Consider the following 15,994-nt stretch of genomic DNA (forward strand, 5'->3'; position numbering starts at 1 on the left):
GAATAGCTTATGTTGGTATCGCGAAGTCTTGGTGCATGGGGAACGGCTGTGCTGGCAGGTGTCATCCTGGCTGGTTGCTCCACCCAGGCAAACAGGGCTCCTGTGGAAGATCGCGGACAGTCGTCGTCTTCCACCTCTTCCAGTGTGGATGTCAAGTCTCTGCCCGGCGCAGAAAACGCAGGCAAGCCTGGTTACTACACCATCAAGCCCGGTGACACGCTGATCAAGGTCGGTCTGGAGCACGGCCAGAGCTGGAAAGACATCGCTCGCTGGAGCAATCTGGACAACCCCAATGTGATCGAAGTCGGCCAGGTGGTACGCGTGGTGCCGCCAGGTCGTGATGTGGCCTCCACACCTTCGACGGGTGGTGGTCGCGGTGTGGTGCCTGTGGTGGTGGGTGGTGGCAGTGCTGCTACCCCGACACCTGCTCCTGCACCCACTCCTTCGAGCAGCCCGGCTCCTGCAGCCAAGGGCGCTGATGATGTGGACTTCATCTGGCCAGCCAGCGGTTCGCTGATTGCCGGTTTTGATGAGCAGCGCAACAAGGGTTACGACATCAGCGGCAAGGCTGGTGACTCGGTCGTGGCTGCTGCGGATGGTCGCGTGGTGTATGCGGGCGCTGGCCTGCGTGGCTACGGTAACCTCATCATCCTGAAGCACAACAATACCTATCTGACGGCCTACGCCCACAACCAGTCTTTGATGGTTAAGGAAGATCAGTCCGTGAAGAAGGGGCAGAAGATTGCTGAAATGGGCAGCACTGATGCAGACCGCGTCAAGCTGCACTTTGAAGTGCGTCGTCAGGGCAAGCCTGTCGACCCTTCGCGTTACCTGCCCTCTCGTTAAGCATGGCATCGCAAGGTAAAAAAGCCTCACAAGCCCCTGCCCCGCAGGGGCTTGTGTCTTCTGACGCCCCCGAGCAAAGCTGGGATGAGGCGGCTGAAGACCTGATCTCTGGCTCCGAAGTCGAGCAGCGCGAGCTGACCGCCACCACCGAGCACCATGGCCAGCGCGCCGACAAGGTGCTGGCGCTGGGCGTGTCGGAGTTCTCGCGCAGCTATCTGCAGCAGTTGCTGGCCGATGGCGCTGTCACGCTAAACGGCAAGGTCTTGAGTAAGCCCTCGGCCAAAGTCAGCGTGGGTGACCAGTTGCGCGTGGAAATGCGCCCCACCCAGCAGAGCATGGCCTTCCAGCCGGAAGAGATGGATTTGCAGGTGGTCTATGAAGACGACGATCTGCTGATCATCAACAAGCCTGCCGGTCTGGTCGTGCATCCCGCGCCGGGCAACTGGACGGGAACGCTGCTTAACGGTCTGCTGGCACGCGATGAAAAAGCGCGCCAGGTGCCGCGTGCAGGCATTGTTCACCGGCTGGATAAAGACACCAGCGGCCTGATGGTGGTGGCGCGCAACCGCAGCACCATGGATGCGCTCATCAAAATGATTGCCGCGCGTGATGTGAGTCGCCAGTATCTGGCTATTGCGCACAAAGACTGGGGCAGCCGCAAGCACCGCGAGGTCAGCGCGCCCATTGGGCGCGACCCGCGCAATCGTCTGCGCATGGCGGTGGTCGATTTGAATTTGCACCCCGGAAAGCAGGCGCGCACCGACTTTGATCTGCTGGATGGTGACGCTACGCATAGTCTGGTGCGCTGCACGCTGCACACCGGCCGCACGCACCAGATCCGGGTGCACATGGCATCGCTGGGCCACTCGCTGATTGCCGACACGCTGTATGGTGGCCAGCAAGAGGGCGGGCTGGAAAGGCAAGCACTGCACGCCTTCAGGCTGGCGTTTGAGCACCCGGTGAGTAAGAAGCCACTGGTGCTGTATGCCCCGCTGCCACAAGACATGGCTGCAGCACTGGATTTATGGGGGCTGCGTTACAATACCCCGGAAAGCCTCTGACCATCACTCGCATGGCACTGATGGGGCGCTTCCACTCTCTTAGAAACAGGCGACCCACCAGTCTTGGTGCGGCAGCCGCTCCCGAAACGCTGCGCCCATGAATACGGTAGATGCCAAGCGGGTTCTTGAAACAGCATTGATTTGTGCCTCGCAGCCCGTAACGCTGCGGGATATGCGCTCACTTTTTGATGATGTGCTGGGCTCGGACACGGTTAAGGATTTGCTGCTGGACTTGCAAAAGGACTGGGCCCTCAAAGGCGTAGAACTGGTGCAGGTGGCTTCAGGCTGGCGCTTTCAGAGCCGGCCGGAGATGCGCGTGTACCTGGACAAGCTGCACCCCGAAAAGCCGCCCAAGTACACCCGTGCAACACTGGAGACGCTGGCCATCATTGCCTATCGTCAGCCAGTTACGCGCGGGGATATTGAGGATATTCGCGGCGTCACGGTCAATAGTCTGCTCATCAAGCAGCTGGAAGACCGGGGCTGGATTGAAGTGATTGGCCACCGGGAAACCGTGGGTCGGCCTGCGTTGTTTGCCACTACGCGTCAGTTTCTTGATGATCTGGGTCTGCAGTCGCTGGATCAGCTGCCCATGCTGGAAGAAACCCAAGCCCAGCAAAGCCTGTTCAAGGCGCTGGATGGCGAAGAGGGCGGGGAAGCACTTGCGCCAGATGCCCCTGTTGACGCGGGTGCAGAGATAACTGCTGAGGTGGAAGCTGATGCCGAAGTCTCTGTAGATGCTGATGCATTGACGCAGGTGCTAAAGCCTGCGGTAGACGACGTTGGGCAAGCCGAACTGTTGCCGAAGTCTGAGGTGCAAGAGTTTGAGTCAAATCAGCCCCAAGCCATTGAGGAACAAGCGCAAGCTTCTACTGAAACGATAGAGGTTGAAGCGCCTGAGACTGAGGCGGTCGACATTGAAGTTGCTGAGGGAGATGAGCCCGAGCTGGTGAAAGCACGCCAGGCCAGACCGGTCAAACCTGCAAGGCCCGCCAAAGCGGCGACGCCTGAGGAAAAGCCGGCGGCCAAGAAGTCTGGCCGACCTGAGTGGGTGGGGCTGAAGGCATTTCTCGATGATGACTACGGCGCCGAAGAAGACGAGACCGTAGAAGACAAGAACACTGCGCTGCTCGATGTTGCATTGCAAGCCGAGCCAGCAAACGAGCGAATTGTGGAGGATGACGATGAAGTCATCCCCGAAGGAAAACCGGAATGAACAACGAGACATCGAACCAGATGCCTGAACCCGCAGACGCTTCGCCTGAAGCCGAGCCGGTCAAAAAGGCCCGCAAGCCCCGCGCGCCTAAGCCCGTCGCTGAAGCGCCCAAGCCCGGTGCGACGCGCAAGCAAGGCAAAAAGAAGACCAATGCTGCCGAGGCCAAGCTGGCCCGCAAGCGTGCTGAAACACGTGCTGCAGAATTTGAGGCCACTCAAGCACTGGAAGCCTCTGATGAGGAACTGCAGGATGCTACAGAACTAGTAGCTGATGACGCAGGTGCAGTGGGCGCTGTGGCGCAAAAATCCACTAAGGGTCAGAACATCGATTTCTCCGATGTGATCTCGGGTGACTTTGACGACGAAGAAGAAAACGGCGCCGAAGTGCCCGCCAAGCGCGTGCTGGCTCCGCAAGTTGATTCGCCCAAGCTGCACAAGGTGCTGGCGCAGGCCGGCATGGGCTCGCGTCTGGAGATGGAGCAGCTCATTCTGGAAGGCCGTATCTCGGTCAACAACGAGCCAGCCCACGTGGGTCAGCGCGTTCAGTTTGGCGATACCGTCAAGGTCAATGGCGAGCCCATTCGCTTCCGTATCGATCCACCACCCGCACGCGTGATTGCCTATCACAAGCCTGTGGGTGAAGTGGTGACGCATGACGATCCTCAAAATCGCCCCACCGTGTTCCGCAAGCTGCCCAAGCTTCAGCACGGTAAGTGGCAGTCGGTGGGTCGTCTGGACTTGAATACCGAAGGCCTGTTGTTGTTCACTAGCTCCGGTGAGCTGGCGAACTCGCTGATGCACCCCCGCTTCGGTCTGGAGCGCGAGTACGCAGCCCGCGTGCTGGGTAAGCTGGACAAGGAAGAAAAGCAGCGCCTGCTGGATGGCGTGCAGCTGGAAGACGGCGAAGCCAGTTTTGGCGCAGTGGAAGACGGCGGCGGCGAAGGTGCCAACTGCTGGTACCGCGTCACCATCTCCGAAGGTCGCAACCGCGAAGTGCGCCGCATGTTTGAGGCCGTCGGTCACGCGGTCAGTCGCCTGATCCGTATTCGCTACGGCGCCATGATGCTGCCCCGTGGTCTGAAGCGCGGCGCGTGGGTGGAGCTGGATCAGGCCGATATTAAGGCGCTGATGTCGGCTGCCGGCATGAAGGAGCGCGCACCTGTTGAGCGCACTAATACCGGCGCCCGTGGCGCCAACAACCGCGGCGGCGCTCGTGCTACCGGTCGCAGCATCGCTCGCGGTGAAGGGGCGAATCCCCCCGCACCTCAGGGGCGCCGCGAAGGTGGTGGTCAGCGCCGTAGTGAGTGGGATGGCAACCGTCCCGCACCAACGGGTATTTTTGGCGATGGCCGTGATGGTCAGCGTGGCAAAAAGGGTGCAAACCGCCCGGCTTCAGGTGATCGCCCGCAGGGTGCCGGCAATCAGCCCGATCCAATGCGCACTGCGGTGAGCTATATCGGTAGCGACAGCCTTTCGCGTGCGCGCCAGAACGCCAAGCGTCGCCCAAGTGGCGGCGGCGGTGGTCGCCGCGGCGGTCGTTAAATCGACGGCTGAAAGCATTTCAGTGGTGCCCGGGCTTCAAGGTCTATGGCGGCACCGCTAAAATCAAGTGTTTTGCTTTTTTGGCAAAAACCCATAGTAACCCTGACTAGGAAAAATCATCATGGCTATCGAACGCACTCTCTCCATCATCAAGCCCGACGCAGTTGCCAAGAACGTGATCGGCCAGATCTACTCTCGCTTCGAAGGCGCTGGCCTGAAGGTTGTCGCCTCCAAGATGGCTCACCTGTCCCGCTTGGAAGCTGAACAGTTCTACGCTGTGCACGCTGCCCGTCCTTTCTTCAAGGACCTGGTGGACTTCATGATCTCCGGCCCCGTGATGATCCAGGCTCTGGAAGGCGAAAACGCCATCCTGACTAACCGCGAACTGATGGGCGCTACTGACCCCAAGAAGGCTGAGAAGGGCACCATCCGCGCCGACTTCGCCGACAGCATCGACGCCAACGCCGTGCACGGTTCTGACGCTGCTGAAACTGCTGCTGTGGAAATCGCTTTCTTCTTCCCCGGCATGAACGTGTACACACGTTAATTCCACGCTAGCCTCACAGCATGCTCTCGCTGACGCCAGTGCTTTGCTCATGCGAAGCCGGTGTCAGCATCTGAAGCTGCTGGCCACGGCGTGGCAAATCCCGTTCGCAAGACGCCTCGCCACATGCCGATATGAATACAAATTTGCTTGATTTTGACCTCGAAGGACTGACCGCTTATTGCGAGCAGCTCGGGGAGAAGCGTTTCCGTGCAACGCAGCTGTTCCGCTGGATTCACCAGCGTGGCGCATCCGATTTTTCCCAGATGACCGATCTGGCCAAGTCCCTGCGCGAAAAGCTCAAAGGCCGGGCCCATGTCACCGCTTTGCCCGTAGTGTCTGAGCATGTCTCGACCGACGGTACCGTGAAGTGGCTGTTTGATGTGGGTGACGGCAATGCCGTTGAAACCGTTTTTATTCCTGAAGACGACCGCGGCACCTTGTGTGTCTCGTCTCAGGCTGGATGTGCGGTGGGCTGCCGCTTTTGCTCGACCGGGCATCAGGGCTTTAGCCGCAATCTGACCACGGGTGAAATTCTGGCCCAGCTATGGTTTGCAGAGCATGCGCTGCGCAAGCGCTTGGGCATTGATGAACGTGTCATCTCCAACGTGGTGATGATGGGCATGGGTGAGCCGCTGCAGAACTACAGCGCGCTGGTGCCTGCGCTGCGTGTGATGCTGGACGATCATGCCTATGGTATGTCGCGCCGCCGCGTGACGGTATCCACCTCCGGCGTTGTGCCCATGATGGATCGCCTGTCGCAGGACTGCGCTGTGGCGCTGGCCGTGTCGCTGCATGCGCCCAACGATCCGCTGCGTGACAACCTGGTGCCACTGAACAAGAAGTACCCGATTGCTGAGCTGCTGGATTCTTGCGTGCGCTATCTGGAATTCGCGCCGCGCGACTTCCTGACCTTTGAGTACTGCATGCTCGACGGCGTTAACGATCAGCCTGAGCATGCGCGTCAGCTGATAGAGTTGGTGCGCGCGCGCGGCGACGGCAAGAACTGGTGCAAGTTCAACCTGATTCCGTTCAATCCGTTCCCGGCGTCGGGGCTGCTGCGTTCGCCTTCGGCGCGTGTGACCGAGTTCGCTGCCATGCTCAGCAATGCTGGCATTGTGACGACGGTTCGCAAGACCCGTGGCGATGATATTGACGCCGCCTGCGGTCAGCTGGCCGGTGACGTGAAAGACAGAACGCGCGCTGCTGAGCGTATGGCCAAGCAGCGCATCATCCCGCTCAAGCAGGTGTCTTGACGGAGTTTTGAATAAAAAGGGACAGTACATGCGGGCAGTGGCACAGCGATCGGTTTGGCAACATTGGGGCTTGATGGCCCGGTGGGGAGTACCGGTTGCGGTTGCAGCGCTGATGGGCTGTACCACGACAACGACGACAACCACATCTTCGACCTCGGTGCCTCAGTCTTCGGTGGTCGGGACCGGGGGATCTCAGGTTGCGGATGCGCATCGCCGTGCGCAAATCCGGCTTGAACTGGCGGCCAGCTACTTTCAGGCTGGGCGGCTTGATATCGCGCAGGATGAAGTCGGTCAGGCTTTGAGCGCCCGCCCTGATTACGCCGATGCCTATGGTCTGCTGGCTCTCATCCTCATGCAGAACCGGGACTGGACGCAAGCCGAAATCGCCATGCGCAAGGCGATCGACCTTAATCCGCGCGATGGCAACCAGCTGCACAACTACGGCTGGATGCAGTGCCAGCAAAAAAACTTTGACATTGCCAACCAGTGGTTTGACAAGGCTTTGCAGGCCCCTGGCTACCGTGAGCAGCCTAAGACCTTGCTGGCCAAGGGCATGTGCTACCAGCAGGCGGGGCAGCTGGAGCAGGCCTACGAGAACATGTTTCGCGCCTATGAGATGGATGTGGGCAATCCCGCAGCGGGCTACAACTTGGCAAATGTGCTCTGGCTCAAGGGTGATCTGAAAAAAGCCCAGTTTTACATCCACCGCTTGAATAACAATAGCAACCAGGCCAGCGCAGACAGCCTCTGGCTGGGTATCAAGATAGACAGGGCATTGCACGACGACGTTGGAGTGCGTCAACAGGCCAATCAACTGCGCGATCGCTTCCCGCAATCGCGTCAGTTGTTGGCCTATGAACGCGGAGCCTTCGATGAGTGACGGTGCGGGGGAAGAGGAAACTATGCAAAGCGAAGAGCAGGTGCAAACGCCGGTCAATGCCACAGCGGGGACCATGTTGCGCCAGGCGCGGGAAGCGGCCCGCATACAACTGCCCACCATGGCAGCCACACTGAAAGTGCCCCAGCGCAAGCTGGAGGCGCTGGAGGCCGATGACTATGAGTCCTTCCCGGATCATGTATTCATGCGCGCTCTGGCCATGGGCATGTGCCGAACTCTGCATATCGATGCCGAGCCTGTACTGGCTCTGCTACCGCAAAGAGCGCTGAAAAGTCTGACCAAGACCGGCCCCGGTATCAACGAGACGGTGAAGGTGCGCAGCAACTTCAAGTCTTCGGGCGCGCCGCTGGGCTCTGGCAGTGGCAGCTCGCGCAAGATTGTTGCGGGTGTGCTGGTACTGCTGGCCGCAGCTGCGGCTGTCTATTTCGTGCCATTCCACCAGTCGGTGGATGGTGCTGAAGGTGGTGTCGCAGGCTCGGTGCAGTCCGAGGGGGGCAATCATTCTGATGCCTCAGACCCGACTGCCGCAGTGCCTCTGGGTCAGGCGTCTAATAATGCCGATGCTGAGTCTGTGGTGACAGAGCCATCGACTGAGCCCGTGGCCAATGGTGCAGCTCCAGCTGTTGCGGCTGCCACTGCTGCGGTGGCCCCTGAAGGCGCAACTCCAGCTGCAGCAAGCACAGTTGCATTGCTGGCCCTGAAGGTGAACACCGGTCAATCCTGGGTCAAGGTCAAGGATGCGACGGGCAAGGTGGTGCTGGAAAAGACATTGGCCAAGGATGAGTCCGCGACCGCTGAAGGCCAGGTGCCCCTGACCGTGATCGTGGGCAATGCCAAGGGCACGCAAGTAACAGTACGTGGTGAACCTCTCGATATTTCGACCACGCGTGACAACGTGGCTCGCTTCGAGGTGAAGTAAACCATTCGAGGTAAACAAGAGTGCAAGATTCTCAAAATTTGCAGCAGCTAGCCGAGCAGGGCATTGCCATCGCCAGCCCGCTGCCGCGCAAATCGCGTCAGGCCAAAGTGGTGTGGCGCAACAACGTGGTCACTGTGGGGGGCGATGCGCCCGTTCGCGTGCAGTCCATGACCAATACCGACACCGTGGATGCGGTGGAGACCGCTATTCAAGTGCGTCAGCTGGCGCAAGCTGGCTCGGAGATGGTGCGTATTACCGTGAACACGCCTGAAGCGGCGGCGGCGGTGCCCTATATCCGTGAGCAACTTGATCGCATGGGCGAGTACGTGCCACTGGTGGGGGACTTTCATTACAACGGCCACCGCCTGCTGACGGACTACCCCGATTGCGCGCAGGCGCTGTCCAAGTACCGTATCAACCCCGGCAACGTGGGCAAGGGTGACAAAAAGGACAAGCAGTTCGGTCAGATGATCGAGATTGCTGCCAAGTACGACAAGGCCGTGCGCATTGGTGTGAACTGGGGCTCGCTGGACCAGGAAATCATGGCCGAGCTGATGGATCAGAACTCGCGCCGTACCAAGCCCTGGGAAACGCGTCAGGTCATGTACGAGGCGCTGATTACCTCGGCCATCACTTCCGCAGAGCTGGCTAAGAACATCGGTCTGAACCCCGACAACATCATCCTGTCCTGTAAGGTCAGTGGTGTGCAGGATTTGATCTCTGTGTACCGCGAACTGGCTCGCCGCTGCGACTATGCGTTGCATCTGGGTCTGACGGAGGCCGGTATGGCCACCAAGGGCACGGTCGCATCGACTGCTGCGCTTTCTGTGCTGCTGCAAGAAGGTATTGGCGACACGATTCGTGTCTCGCTCACGCCTCTGCCGGGAGAAGCGCGCACGCAAGAGGTGGTGGTGGCTTCTGAAATTCTGCAGGCTCTGGGTCTGCGCGTGTTTGTGCCCAGCGTCACGGCTTGCCCTGGCTGCGGTCGCACGACAAGCACAACGTTCCAGGAGCTGGCCAAGAAGATCGACGATTTTCTGCGCGGTGAAATGCCTGTGTGGCGCACCCAGTTCCCCGGTGTGGAGGCGATGAAGGTGGCCGTGATGGGCTGCATCGTCAACGGCCCCGGCGAGAGCAAGCATGCCGACATCGGTATCAGCCTGCCCGGCAACGGCGAAGCGCCTGCTGCGCCGGTGTTTATCGACGGTGAAAAAGCCCTGACGCTGCGCGGCGAGCATATTGCCGAAGAGTTTCAGACGCTGGTGCTGGAATATGTGCAGCGCCGCTACGGCCAGAAAGCGTAAGTCTCGGGGATCAGGGCCGCATCAATAGCGGCCTGAAACCGGCTGGTTATTGGGCTTGCTGGCACAATGCCTGCGAGTTGAGACTTTGGAATTGATAGCTGCTCGCGCACTATCTGTATGGATTTGAATAAGGTTTCTAGGCAAAAAGCATGATTGCCAACCGCAATATGCTCTTGTTTTGCTAGTAGCCCCAATGTGAGATTTCACGTGGCCAAGAACGAAAAATTGACTGCCGTCAAAGGCATGAACGACATCCTCCCGCCCGATTCGGCTCGCTGGGAATGGTTTGAATCCAAGGTGCGCGACCTTATGGGGCGCTTTGCTTATCGCAATATCCGCACGCCTATCGTGGAGCCCACCGCCCTGTTTGTGCGTGGTCTGGGCGAGGTGACCGATATCGTCGAAAAGGAGATGTACTCCTTTGAAGACAAACTCAATGGCGAGCACCTGACTCTGCGCCCTGAAGGCACAGCGGGTGTGGTGCGCTCCGTGGTTGAAAACAATCTGCTGTATGAAGGCGGCAAGCGCCTGTTCTACATCGGCCAGATGTTTCGTCACGAGCGTCCTCAGCGCGGTCGCTATCGCCAGTTCCACCAGGTCGGTGTTGAAGCCATGGGCTTTGCGGGTCCTGAGCTAGATGCTGAAGTAATCTTGCTGGCTGCACAGCTGTGGAAAGAGCTGGGCATTAATGATGTGCGCCTGGAGCTCAACAGCCTCGGTCAGCCCGATGAGCGCAAGGCCCACCGCGAAGCCTTGATTGCCTACTTCGAACAACACACCGATGTGATGGACGAAGAGGCCAAGCGCCGCATGCACAGCAACCCGCTGCGCGTTCTGGACACCAAGAACCCAGCCATGCAGGACATGGTCAACGCTGCACCCAAGCTGGTGGACTATCTGGGTGATGCCTCCAAGGCGCACCTGAAGGCCGTTCAGGACATTCTGGACGCGAACGACGTGGTCTGGACGCTGAACCCGCGTCTGGTGCGCGGCATGGACTACTACAACCTCACTGTGTTCGAGTTCATTACCGACAAGCTGGGCTCGCAAGGCACCATCTGCGGCGGCGGTCGTTACGACTATCTGATTGAAGAAATTGGCGGCAAGCCCGCTCCGGCCGTGGGCTGGGGTATGGGTGTTGAGCGCGTGCTGGAAGTGCTCAAGGAAATTGGCACCGAGATCCCCGCGCCTGCCGCCGATGTTTACGCCATCATTCCCGATGCCTCGTCGCTGCCTCAGGTCTTCAAGACCGTGCAGCAGCTGCGCAGCGCCGGCGTGGCCGTGCAGATGCATGCTGCCGCAGGTGGCTCGGCTGAAGGCATGGGCTCGATGAAATCTCAGTTCAAAAAGGCCGACGGATCGGGTGCACGCTTTGCCTTGATCTTCGGCAGCGATGAACTGGCCCAGGGCAAGGTCACCGTCAAGTCGCTGCGCGATGGCGAAGGCCAGCAATCCCAGCAATCGCTGGCGGATGTGGCCCAGTGGGCTGACAGCCTAAAATCAGCGGTTTGATTCTCCGCTTCTCGTTTTCTGACCAGCGTTCCATTCAACCAAAGTAGCCATGGCAAACCATCTAGATCTTGAAGAACAAGAGCAAATTGAGCAGCTCAAGCATTTTTGGAACTCCTGGGGGACTCTGATCACCGCCATTTTGGTGGTGGTCTTCGCCGCTCTGGCTGGCTGGAATGGCTGGCAGTACTGGCAAAAGCGTCAGGCCGTTCAGGCTTCGGCGCTGGAGTATGCGGTTGATGAGGCGCTGCTCGCCAAGGATGCTGCGCGTGCAGACCATGCTTTTGCCGAGCTCAAGGAAAAGTTCGCTGGCACTACCCAGGCTGCGCAAACCGCACTGCAGATGGCCAAGGCTTCGGTAGAGGCGGGTAAGCTCGATGATGCCAAGGCTCAACTGAGCTGGGTGGCGGAAAAGGGCGACGAGGGCTACAAGGCTCTGGCGCGCCTGCGTCTGTCGGCTGTGCTGGAAGAGCAAAAAAACTATGACGAAGGTCTGAAGGTGCTTGAGGCTTCCATGCCCGAGTCCTTTGCCGGTCTGCAGGCTGATCGCCGTGGTGATCTGTATGCCGCGCTGGGCAAGCAGACTGAGGCAATCGCTCAGTACCAGTCTGCCTACAAGGCGATGGACAAGGAGCTGGACTACCGTCATCTGGTGGAGTTCAAGCTCAATGCGCTGGGTGCTGCTCCTGAAGCGGCCACTCTGGTCAAGACAACGTCGTCGGAGAAATAATTTTGAAGACTTTTGCCCATCCCATGAAATCGGCTGCTCCCGCAGCGAAATCTGCAGCCCGCGTGCTGATGTTGACTGCGTTGACCGCATCGCTGGCCGCCTGCTCAATGTTCAGCGGCAAGGACAAGCCCAAGCCTCAGGACTTGGGTCCTAACCCCGCCAAGATTGCGGTGCATCAGGCATGGACGGTCAAGCTGGGCAGTGAAGTGCCTTTGGCCATGCCTGCTCTGGTGCAGGGCAATAACGTGATCGTGGTGACCAAGGATGGCAGCGTCACGACGCTGGATGGCAGCACGGGCAGCCATGTGGGCAAGTTCAACGTGGGCGAAGCGCTGACCACGGGCGTGGGCAGTGATGGCCAGCGCACCGCTGTCGCCACACGCAGCAACCAGCTCATAGTGTTTGCTGAAGGCAAGCAACTGTGGAAGCAGACGCTGAATGCCGCAGTCTATACGCCACCGCTGGTGGCCGGTGGCCGCGTGTTTGTGATGGCAGCTGATCGCTCGCTGGCCGCATTTGATGGCAATACCGGCCGCGAGTTGTGGTCGGTTGAAGGCCCCAGCAACGAACCGCTTATTTTGCGACAGCCCGGCGTTTTGCAGGCTGTTGGTAATAATCTGGTTGTAGGTGTCTCTGGCCGTCTGGTCGGAGTCGATCCTGACAATGGTTCCGTTCGCTGGATGGCGCCTCTGGCCGCACCGCGCGGCACGAACGATGTGGAGCGACTGGTGGATCTGGTCGGCCCCGTCAGCCGTGTTGACAGCAGCGTCTGCGCTCGCGCGTTCCAAGCGTCGGTCGGGTGTGTGGATGTCAGCAATGCCAACGTGCGCTGGACTCAAAGCTCCAAAGGCAGCGACGGCGTGGCTGGCGATGCGCAGGCCGTGTTTGGTGCTGAAAGCAATGGCACGGTGCAGGCGTGGAGCCGCAATGATGGTCAGCGCCTGTGGTCCATCGACAAATTGCAGTACCGTAAGCTGACCGCACCACTGGTGCTGGGCCGCTCGGTGCTGCTGGCTGATGATTTTGGGACAGTGCACATGCTCTCGCGTGAAGATGGCTCTGCACTGGCCCGTTTGGAAACTGACAAGGCGGGAGTCGCCACGTCGCCGGTTGTTGCCGCCAATACTTTGGTGGTCGTCAGCCGTAGCGGCACGGTGTATGGCTTCAAGCCTGATTGATAGATTGTTTTTGGAATGAAGCCAGTTATTGCCCTGGTAGGGCGCCCCAATGTGGGCAAGTCGACGCTGTTCAATCGACTCACCAAGTCGAGAGATGCCATCGTCGCTGACTTTGCAGGGCTGACGCGTGACCGCCATTACGGCCAGGGTCGTCAGGGCAAGCATGAGTACATCGTCATCGATACCGGCGGTTTCGAGCCTGACGCATCGCGCGGCATCTTCAAGGAGATGGCCAAGCAGACGCAGCAGGCAGTCGCCGAAGCCGATGTGGTGATCTTCGTGTTGGATGCCCGTGCCGGTCTTGCCGGTCAGGATCATGAGATCGCCAATTACCTGCGTCGCCTGGGCAAGCCCACGCTGTTGGTGGCCAACAAGGCCGAAGGCATGAAGGACGGTCTCCAGCTAACTGAGTTTTATGAACTAGGTCTGGGCGAGGTTCAGGCAGTGTCTGCCGCTCACGGCCAAGGTGTTCGTGACCTAGTTGATATGGCTCTGGGCCTGCTCAATCTGCCAGAACCCGAAGAAGAAATTTTTGGTGATGACGATCAGCGCCCCGTGCGCCTGGCCGTAGCTGGCCGCCCCAATGCAGGCAAGTCCACACTGATCAACACCTGGCTGGGCGAAGAGCGTCTGGTGGCCTTTGACATGCCGGGCACCACGCGTGATGCGATCACTGTGCCGTTTGAGCGCAATGGTCAGAAGTTCGAGCTGATCGACACGGCGGGTTTGCGCCGCAAGGGTAAGGTGTTTGAGGCGATTGAGAAGTTCTCGGTGGTCAAGACACTGCAGGCCATTGAAGGCGCCAACGTGGTGCTGCTGCTGATTGATGCCACGGCTGGCGTGACTGATCAGGATGCGCACATTGCGGGCTTTATTCTCGAAAGCGGTCGCTCGGTGGTTTTGGCCATCAATAAGTGGGATGCCGTGGACGATTACCAACGCCAGATGCTGGAGCGCTCCATTGAGACGCGACTGTCCTTCCTGAAGTTCGCTCCCATGCACTTCATCTCTGCGCAAAAGCGTCAGGGTATCGAGCCGCTGTGGAAGTCCATCATTCAGGCGCACCGTGCGGCCACCTGCAAGATGCCTACGCCTGTGCTGACGCGCATTCTGCTGGAGTCTATTCAGTTCCAGACGCCCAAGAAGGTTGGCGCGTACCGTCCCAAGATGCGTTACGCCCACCAAGGCGGCATGAATCCGCCCATCATCGTGATTCATGGCAACTCGCTGGAACATGTCACCGAAGCGTACAAGCGCTTCCTGGAAGGTCGTTTCCGCAAGGAATTCAATCTTGTTGGAACTCCGTTGCGCATCGACTTGAAAACCTCTCATAATCCTTACGCCGACAAGGATTAACTGTTGTCGCGAAACCCTAGGGAAAACCCTTTTTTGACTGGTTTTCTCAGGGGGTGTGGTAACGTGTCGGTTTACAACAACACTCCTCGAACACGGAGAATATCGTGAGCAACAAAGGTCAACTCCTCCAAGATCCGTTCCTGAACGCACTGCGTCGTGAACATGTGCCGGTCTCCATCTATCTGGTGAACGGTATCAAGCTGCAGGGCCAGATTGAGTCGTTTGACCAATACGTGGTGCTGCTGCGTAACACCGTAACCCAGATGGTTTACAAGCACGCCATCTCCACCATCGTTCCCGGCCGTGCCGTGAACTTCTCGGCCGCTACTCCGGCTGATAACGACGCCGAAGCAACTGCTTCTTAAGCTGCTTTGCGTCAACGCCCGCCGGCTTGCCCGGCGCGGCTTACCCTACGGGACAGGTATTTGAGTTCTGAATCCTTTGAACGTTCCGCGTCTGCGCCAGTGTTGCTGGTCGGCGTGGATTTTGGCGTTCCCCATTTCGACGACGAGCTGGAAGAGCTGGGCCTGCTGGCTCAGACTGCTGGCTTGCAACCCGTGGCGCGCTTGACCTGCAAGCGCAAAGCTCCTGATCCAGCACTGTTTGTGGGCAGCGGCAAGGCGGATGAAATCCGCATGCTGGCCCAGATGCACGGCGCCAAGGAGGTCTGGTTTGACCAGTCCCTGAGCCCGGCGCAGCAGCGCAACCTTGAGCGACATATCCAGATGCCGGTCAACGACCGGACCATGCTGATCTTGGAAATTTTTGCCCAGCGTGCGCGCAGCCACGAAGGCAAGTTGCAGGTTGAGCTGGCCAGACTGCAGTACATCAGCACCCGTCTTGTGCGTCGCTGGAGTCACCTGGAGCGTCAGGCCGGGGGTATCGGCGGCCGCGGTGGCCCTGGTGAAAAGCAGATTGAGCTGGACCGCCGCATGATTGACGAATCCATCAAGCGCACCAAAGAGCGTTTGAAGAAGGTCAAAAAGCAGCGTACTACGCAGCGCCGTCAGCGCTCGCGCCGTGACGTTTTCAATATTTCTCTGGTTGGCTACACCAACGCGGGCAAATCTACGCTGTTCAATGCCATGGTGAAGGCTCGTGCCTACGCTGCGGATCAGCTGTTTGCCACGCTGGATACGACAACCCGACAGATGTATCTGGTCGAGGCTGAGGAATCAGTGTCTCTGTCAGATACCGTTGGTTTTATTCGCGATTTGCCGCACGGTCTGGTGGATGCCTTCCAGGCCACCTTGCAGGAGGCGATTGACGCCGATCTGCTGCTGCATGTCGTGGATGCATCAAACCCAGGTTTTCCGGAACAAATACAACAAGTTCAAAAAGTTCTGGCGGAAATCGGGGCCGATGATGTGCCGCAGATTCTGGTCTTCAACAAGCTGGATGCGATTGATCCCGAACGGATGCCTGCCGAGTTGCAGGATATGTACGAGCTTGATGGCGATTCAGTGCCGCGTGTGTTTGTCAGTGCTCGCTCTGGGCAAGGGCTTGCGCAGCTGCGACAAATGTTGACTGACCGGGTTTTGCAGGTACGTGAAGAGGCAGCAAGCGAAGAAGTTGAGGCTCGGGGCGATACGTCCTGGATGTCCCCTGACGACGACGCACAACACTAGGGGCTTAC

At 59.0% G+C, this 15,994-nt stretch carries 15 protein-coding genes; all 15 read left to right on the forward strand.

Annotation, left to right across the window (positions count from 1 at the left end; all coding sequences use genetic code 11):
• The first annotated feature begins 9 nt into the window (after positions 1–9).
• The 15 genes from CLU84_RS05430 (at position 10) to hflX (ending at position 15,986) form a co-directional block, all read left to right on the forward strand.
• Positions 10–846: a peptidoglycan DD-metalloendopeptidase family protein gene (locus CLU84_RS05430; protein WP_099736309.1), complete on the forward strand. Its 837-nt coding sequence runs from the start codon at positions 10–12 to the stop codon at positions 844–846.
• 2 nt (positions 847–848) lie between these two features.
• A complete protein-coding gene (locus CLU84_RS05435) occupies positions 849–1,907 on the forward strand; it encodes an RluA family pseudouridine synthase (RefSeq protein WP_099736310.1) in 1,059 nt (352 codons plus the stop codon).
• 97 nt (positions 1,908–2,004) lie between these two features.
• Complete coding sequence (scpB, locus tag CLU84_RS05440) at positions 2,005–3,123, forward strand: SMC-Scp complex subunit ScpB (protein WP_099736311.1); 1,119 nt, start codon at positions 2,005–2,007, stop codon at positions 3,121–3,123.
• Positions 3,120–4,664 carry a pseudouridine synthase gene (locus tag CLU84_RS05445; RefSeq protein WP_099736312.1) on the forward strand — a complete coding sequence of 515 codons (1,545 nt, stop codon included), beginning with the start codon at positions 3,120–3,122 and terminating at the stop codon, positions 4,662–4,664. Before scpB ends, CLU84_RS05445 begins: the two co-directional genes overlap by 4 nt.
• A gap of 121 nt (positions 4,665–4,785) precedes the next feature.
• A complete protein-coding gene (gene ndk, locus CLU84_RS05450) occupies positions 4,786–5,211 on the forward strand; it encodes a nucleoside-diphosphate kinase (RefSeq protein ID WP_099736313.1) in 426 nt (141 codons plus the stop codon).
• A 131-nt stretch (positions 5,212–5,342) separates the two neighbouring features.
• Positions 5,343–6,464 carry a 23S rRNA (adenine(2503)-C(2))-methyltransferase RlmN gene (gene rlmN / locus CLU84_RS05455; RefSeq protein WP_099736314.1) on the forward strand — a complete coding sequence of 374 codons (1,122 nt, stop codon included), beginning with the start codon at positions 5,343–5,345 and terminating at the stop codon, positions 6,462–6,464.
• Between the two features lie 73 nt (positions 6,465–6,537).
• Positions 6,538–7,344 (forward strand): type IV pilus biogenesis/stability protein PilW, encoded by an 807-nt coding sequence (gene pilW / locus CLU84_RS05460; protein WP_099736315.1) that lies wholly within the window; start codon positions 6,538–6,540, stop codon positions 7,342–7,344.
• On the forward strand, positions 7,337–8,281 hold the full coding sequence (locus CLU84_RS05465; RefSeq protein WP_099736316.1) for a helix-turn-helix domain-containing protein: 945 nt from the start codon (positions 7,337–7,339) through the stop codon (positions 8,279–8,281). The genes pilW and CLU84_RS05465 overlap by 8 nt, the downstream gene beginning before the upstream one ends.
• Positions 8,282–8,301: 20 nt before the next feature.
• Positions 8,302–9,585: a flavodoxin-dependent (E)-4-hydroxy-3-methylbut-2-enyl-diphosphate synthase gene (gene ispG, locus CLU84_RS05470; RefSeq protein WP_099736317.1), complete on the forward strand. Its 1,284-nt coding sequence runs from the start codon at positions 8,302–8,304 to the stop codon at positions 9,583–9,585.
• A gap of 243 nt (positions 9,586–9,828) precedes the next feature.
• Positions 9,829–11,097, forward strand: coding sequence for a histidine--tRNA ligase (gene hisS, locus CLU84_RS05475; protein WP_233210084.1), 1,269 nt, complete (start codon positions 9,829–9,831; stop codon positions 11,095–11,097).
• A gap of 49 nt (positions 11,098–11,146) precedes the next feature.
• Complete coding sequence (locus CLU84_RS05480) at positions 11,147–11,824, forward strand: tetratricopeptide repeat protein (RefSeq protein WP_099736319.1); 678 nt, start codon at positions 11,147–11,149, stop codon at positions 11,822–11,824.
• Between the two features lie 2 nt (positions 11,825–11,826).
• Positions 11,827–13,002 carry an outer membrane protein assembly factor BamB gene (gene bamB / locus CLU84_RS05485; RefSeq protein WP_099736320.1) on the forward strand — a complete coding sequence of 392 codons (1,176 nt, stop codon included), beginning with the start codon at positions 11,827–11,829 and terminating at the stop codon, positions 13,000–13,002.
• A gap of 15 nt (positions 13,003–13,017) precedes the next feature.
• Positions 13,018–14,358 carry a ribosome biogenesis GTPase Der gene (gene der, locus CLU84_RS05490; protein ID WP_099736321.1) on the forward strand — a complete coding sequence of 447 codons (1,341 nt, stop codon included), beginning with the start codon at positions 13,018–13,020 and terminating at the stop codon, positions 14,356–14,358.
• 104 nt (positions 14,359–14,462) lie between these two features.
• Entirely contained in the window at positions 14,463–14,723 is a 261-nt protein-coding gene (gene hfq / locus CLU84_RS05495; RefSeq protein ID WP_099736322.1) for an RNA chaperone Hfq, read from the forward strand.
• 99 nt (positions 14,724–14,822) lie between these two features.
• Complete coding sequence (gene hflX / locus CLU84_RS05500; RefSeq protein ID WP_099736323.1) at positions 14,823–15,986, forward strand: GTPase HflX; 1,164 nt, start codon at positions 14,823–14,825, stop codon at positions 15,984–15,986.
• Positions 15,987–15,994: the final 8 nt, after the last annotated feature.

The organism is Comamonas sp. 26, from assembly GCF_002754475.1.
Classification (GTDB): Bacteria; Pseudomonadota; Gammaproteobacteria; order Burkholderiales; family Burkholderiaceae_C; genus Comamonas.

Excerpts from the sequence above, each read along its gene's own strand:
- CLU84_RS05430 (WP_099736309.1), top strand. The coding sequence starts at position 10 with ATGTTGGTATCGCGAAGTCTTGGTGCATGGGGAACGGCTGTGCTGGCA.
- CLU84_RS05435 (WP_099736310.1), top strand. The coding sequence starts at position 849 with ATGGCATCGCAAGGTAAAAAAGCCTCACAAGCCCCTGCCCCGCAGGGG.
- scpB (WP_099736311.1), top strand. The coding sequence starts at position 2,005 with ATGAATACGGTAGATGCCAAGCGGGTTCTTGAAACAGCATTGATTTGT.
- CLU84_RS05445 (WP_099736312.1), top strand. The coding sequence starts at position 3,120 with ATGAACAACGAGACATCGAACCAGATGCCTGAACCCGCAGACGCTTCG.
- ndk (WP_099736313.1), top strand. The coding sequence starts at position 4,786 with ATGGCTATCGAACGCACTCTCTCCATCATCAAGCCCGACGCAGTTGCC.
- rlmN (WP_099736314.1), top strand. The coding sequence starts at position 5,343 with ATGAATACAAATTTGCTTGATTTTGACCTCGAAGGACTGACCGCTTAT.
- pilW (WP_099736315.1), top strand. The coding sequence starts at position 6,538 with ATGGCCCGGTGGGGAGTACCGGTTGCGGTTGCAGCGCTGATGGGCTGT.
- CLU84_RS05465 (WP_099736316.1), top strand. The coding sequence starts at position 7,337 with ATGAGTGACGGTGCGGGGGAAGAGGAAACTATGCAAAGCGAAGAGCAG.
- hisS (WP_233210084.1), top strand. The coding sequence starts at position 9,829 with ATGAACGACATCCTCCCGCCCGATTCGGCTCGCTGGGAATGGTTTGAA.
- CLU84_RS05480 (WP_099736319.1), top strand. The coding sequence starts at position 11,147 with ATGGCAAACCATCTAGATCTTGAAGAACAAGAGCAAATTGAGCAGCTC.
- der (WP_099736321.1), top strand. The coding sequence starts at position 13,018 with ATGAAGCCAGTTATTGCCCTGGTAGGGCGCCCCAATGTGGGCAAGTCG.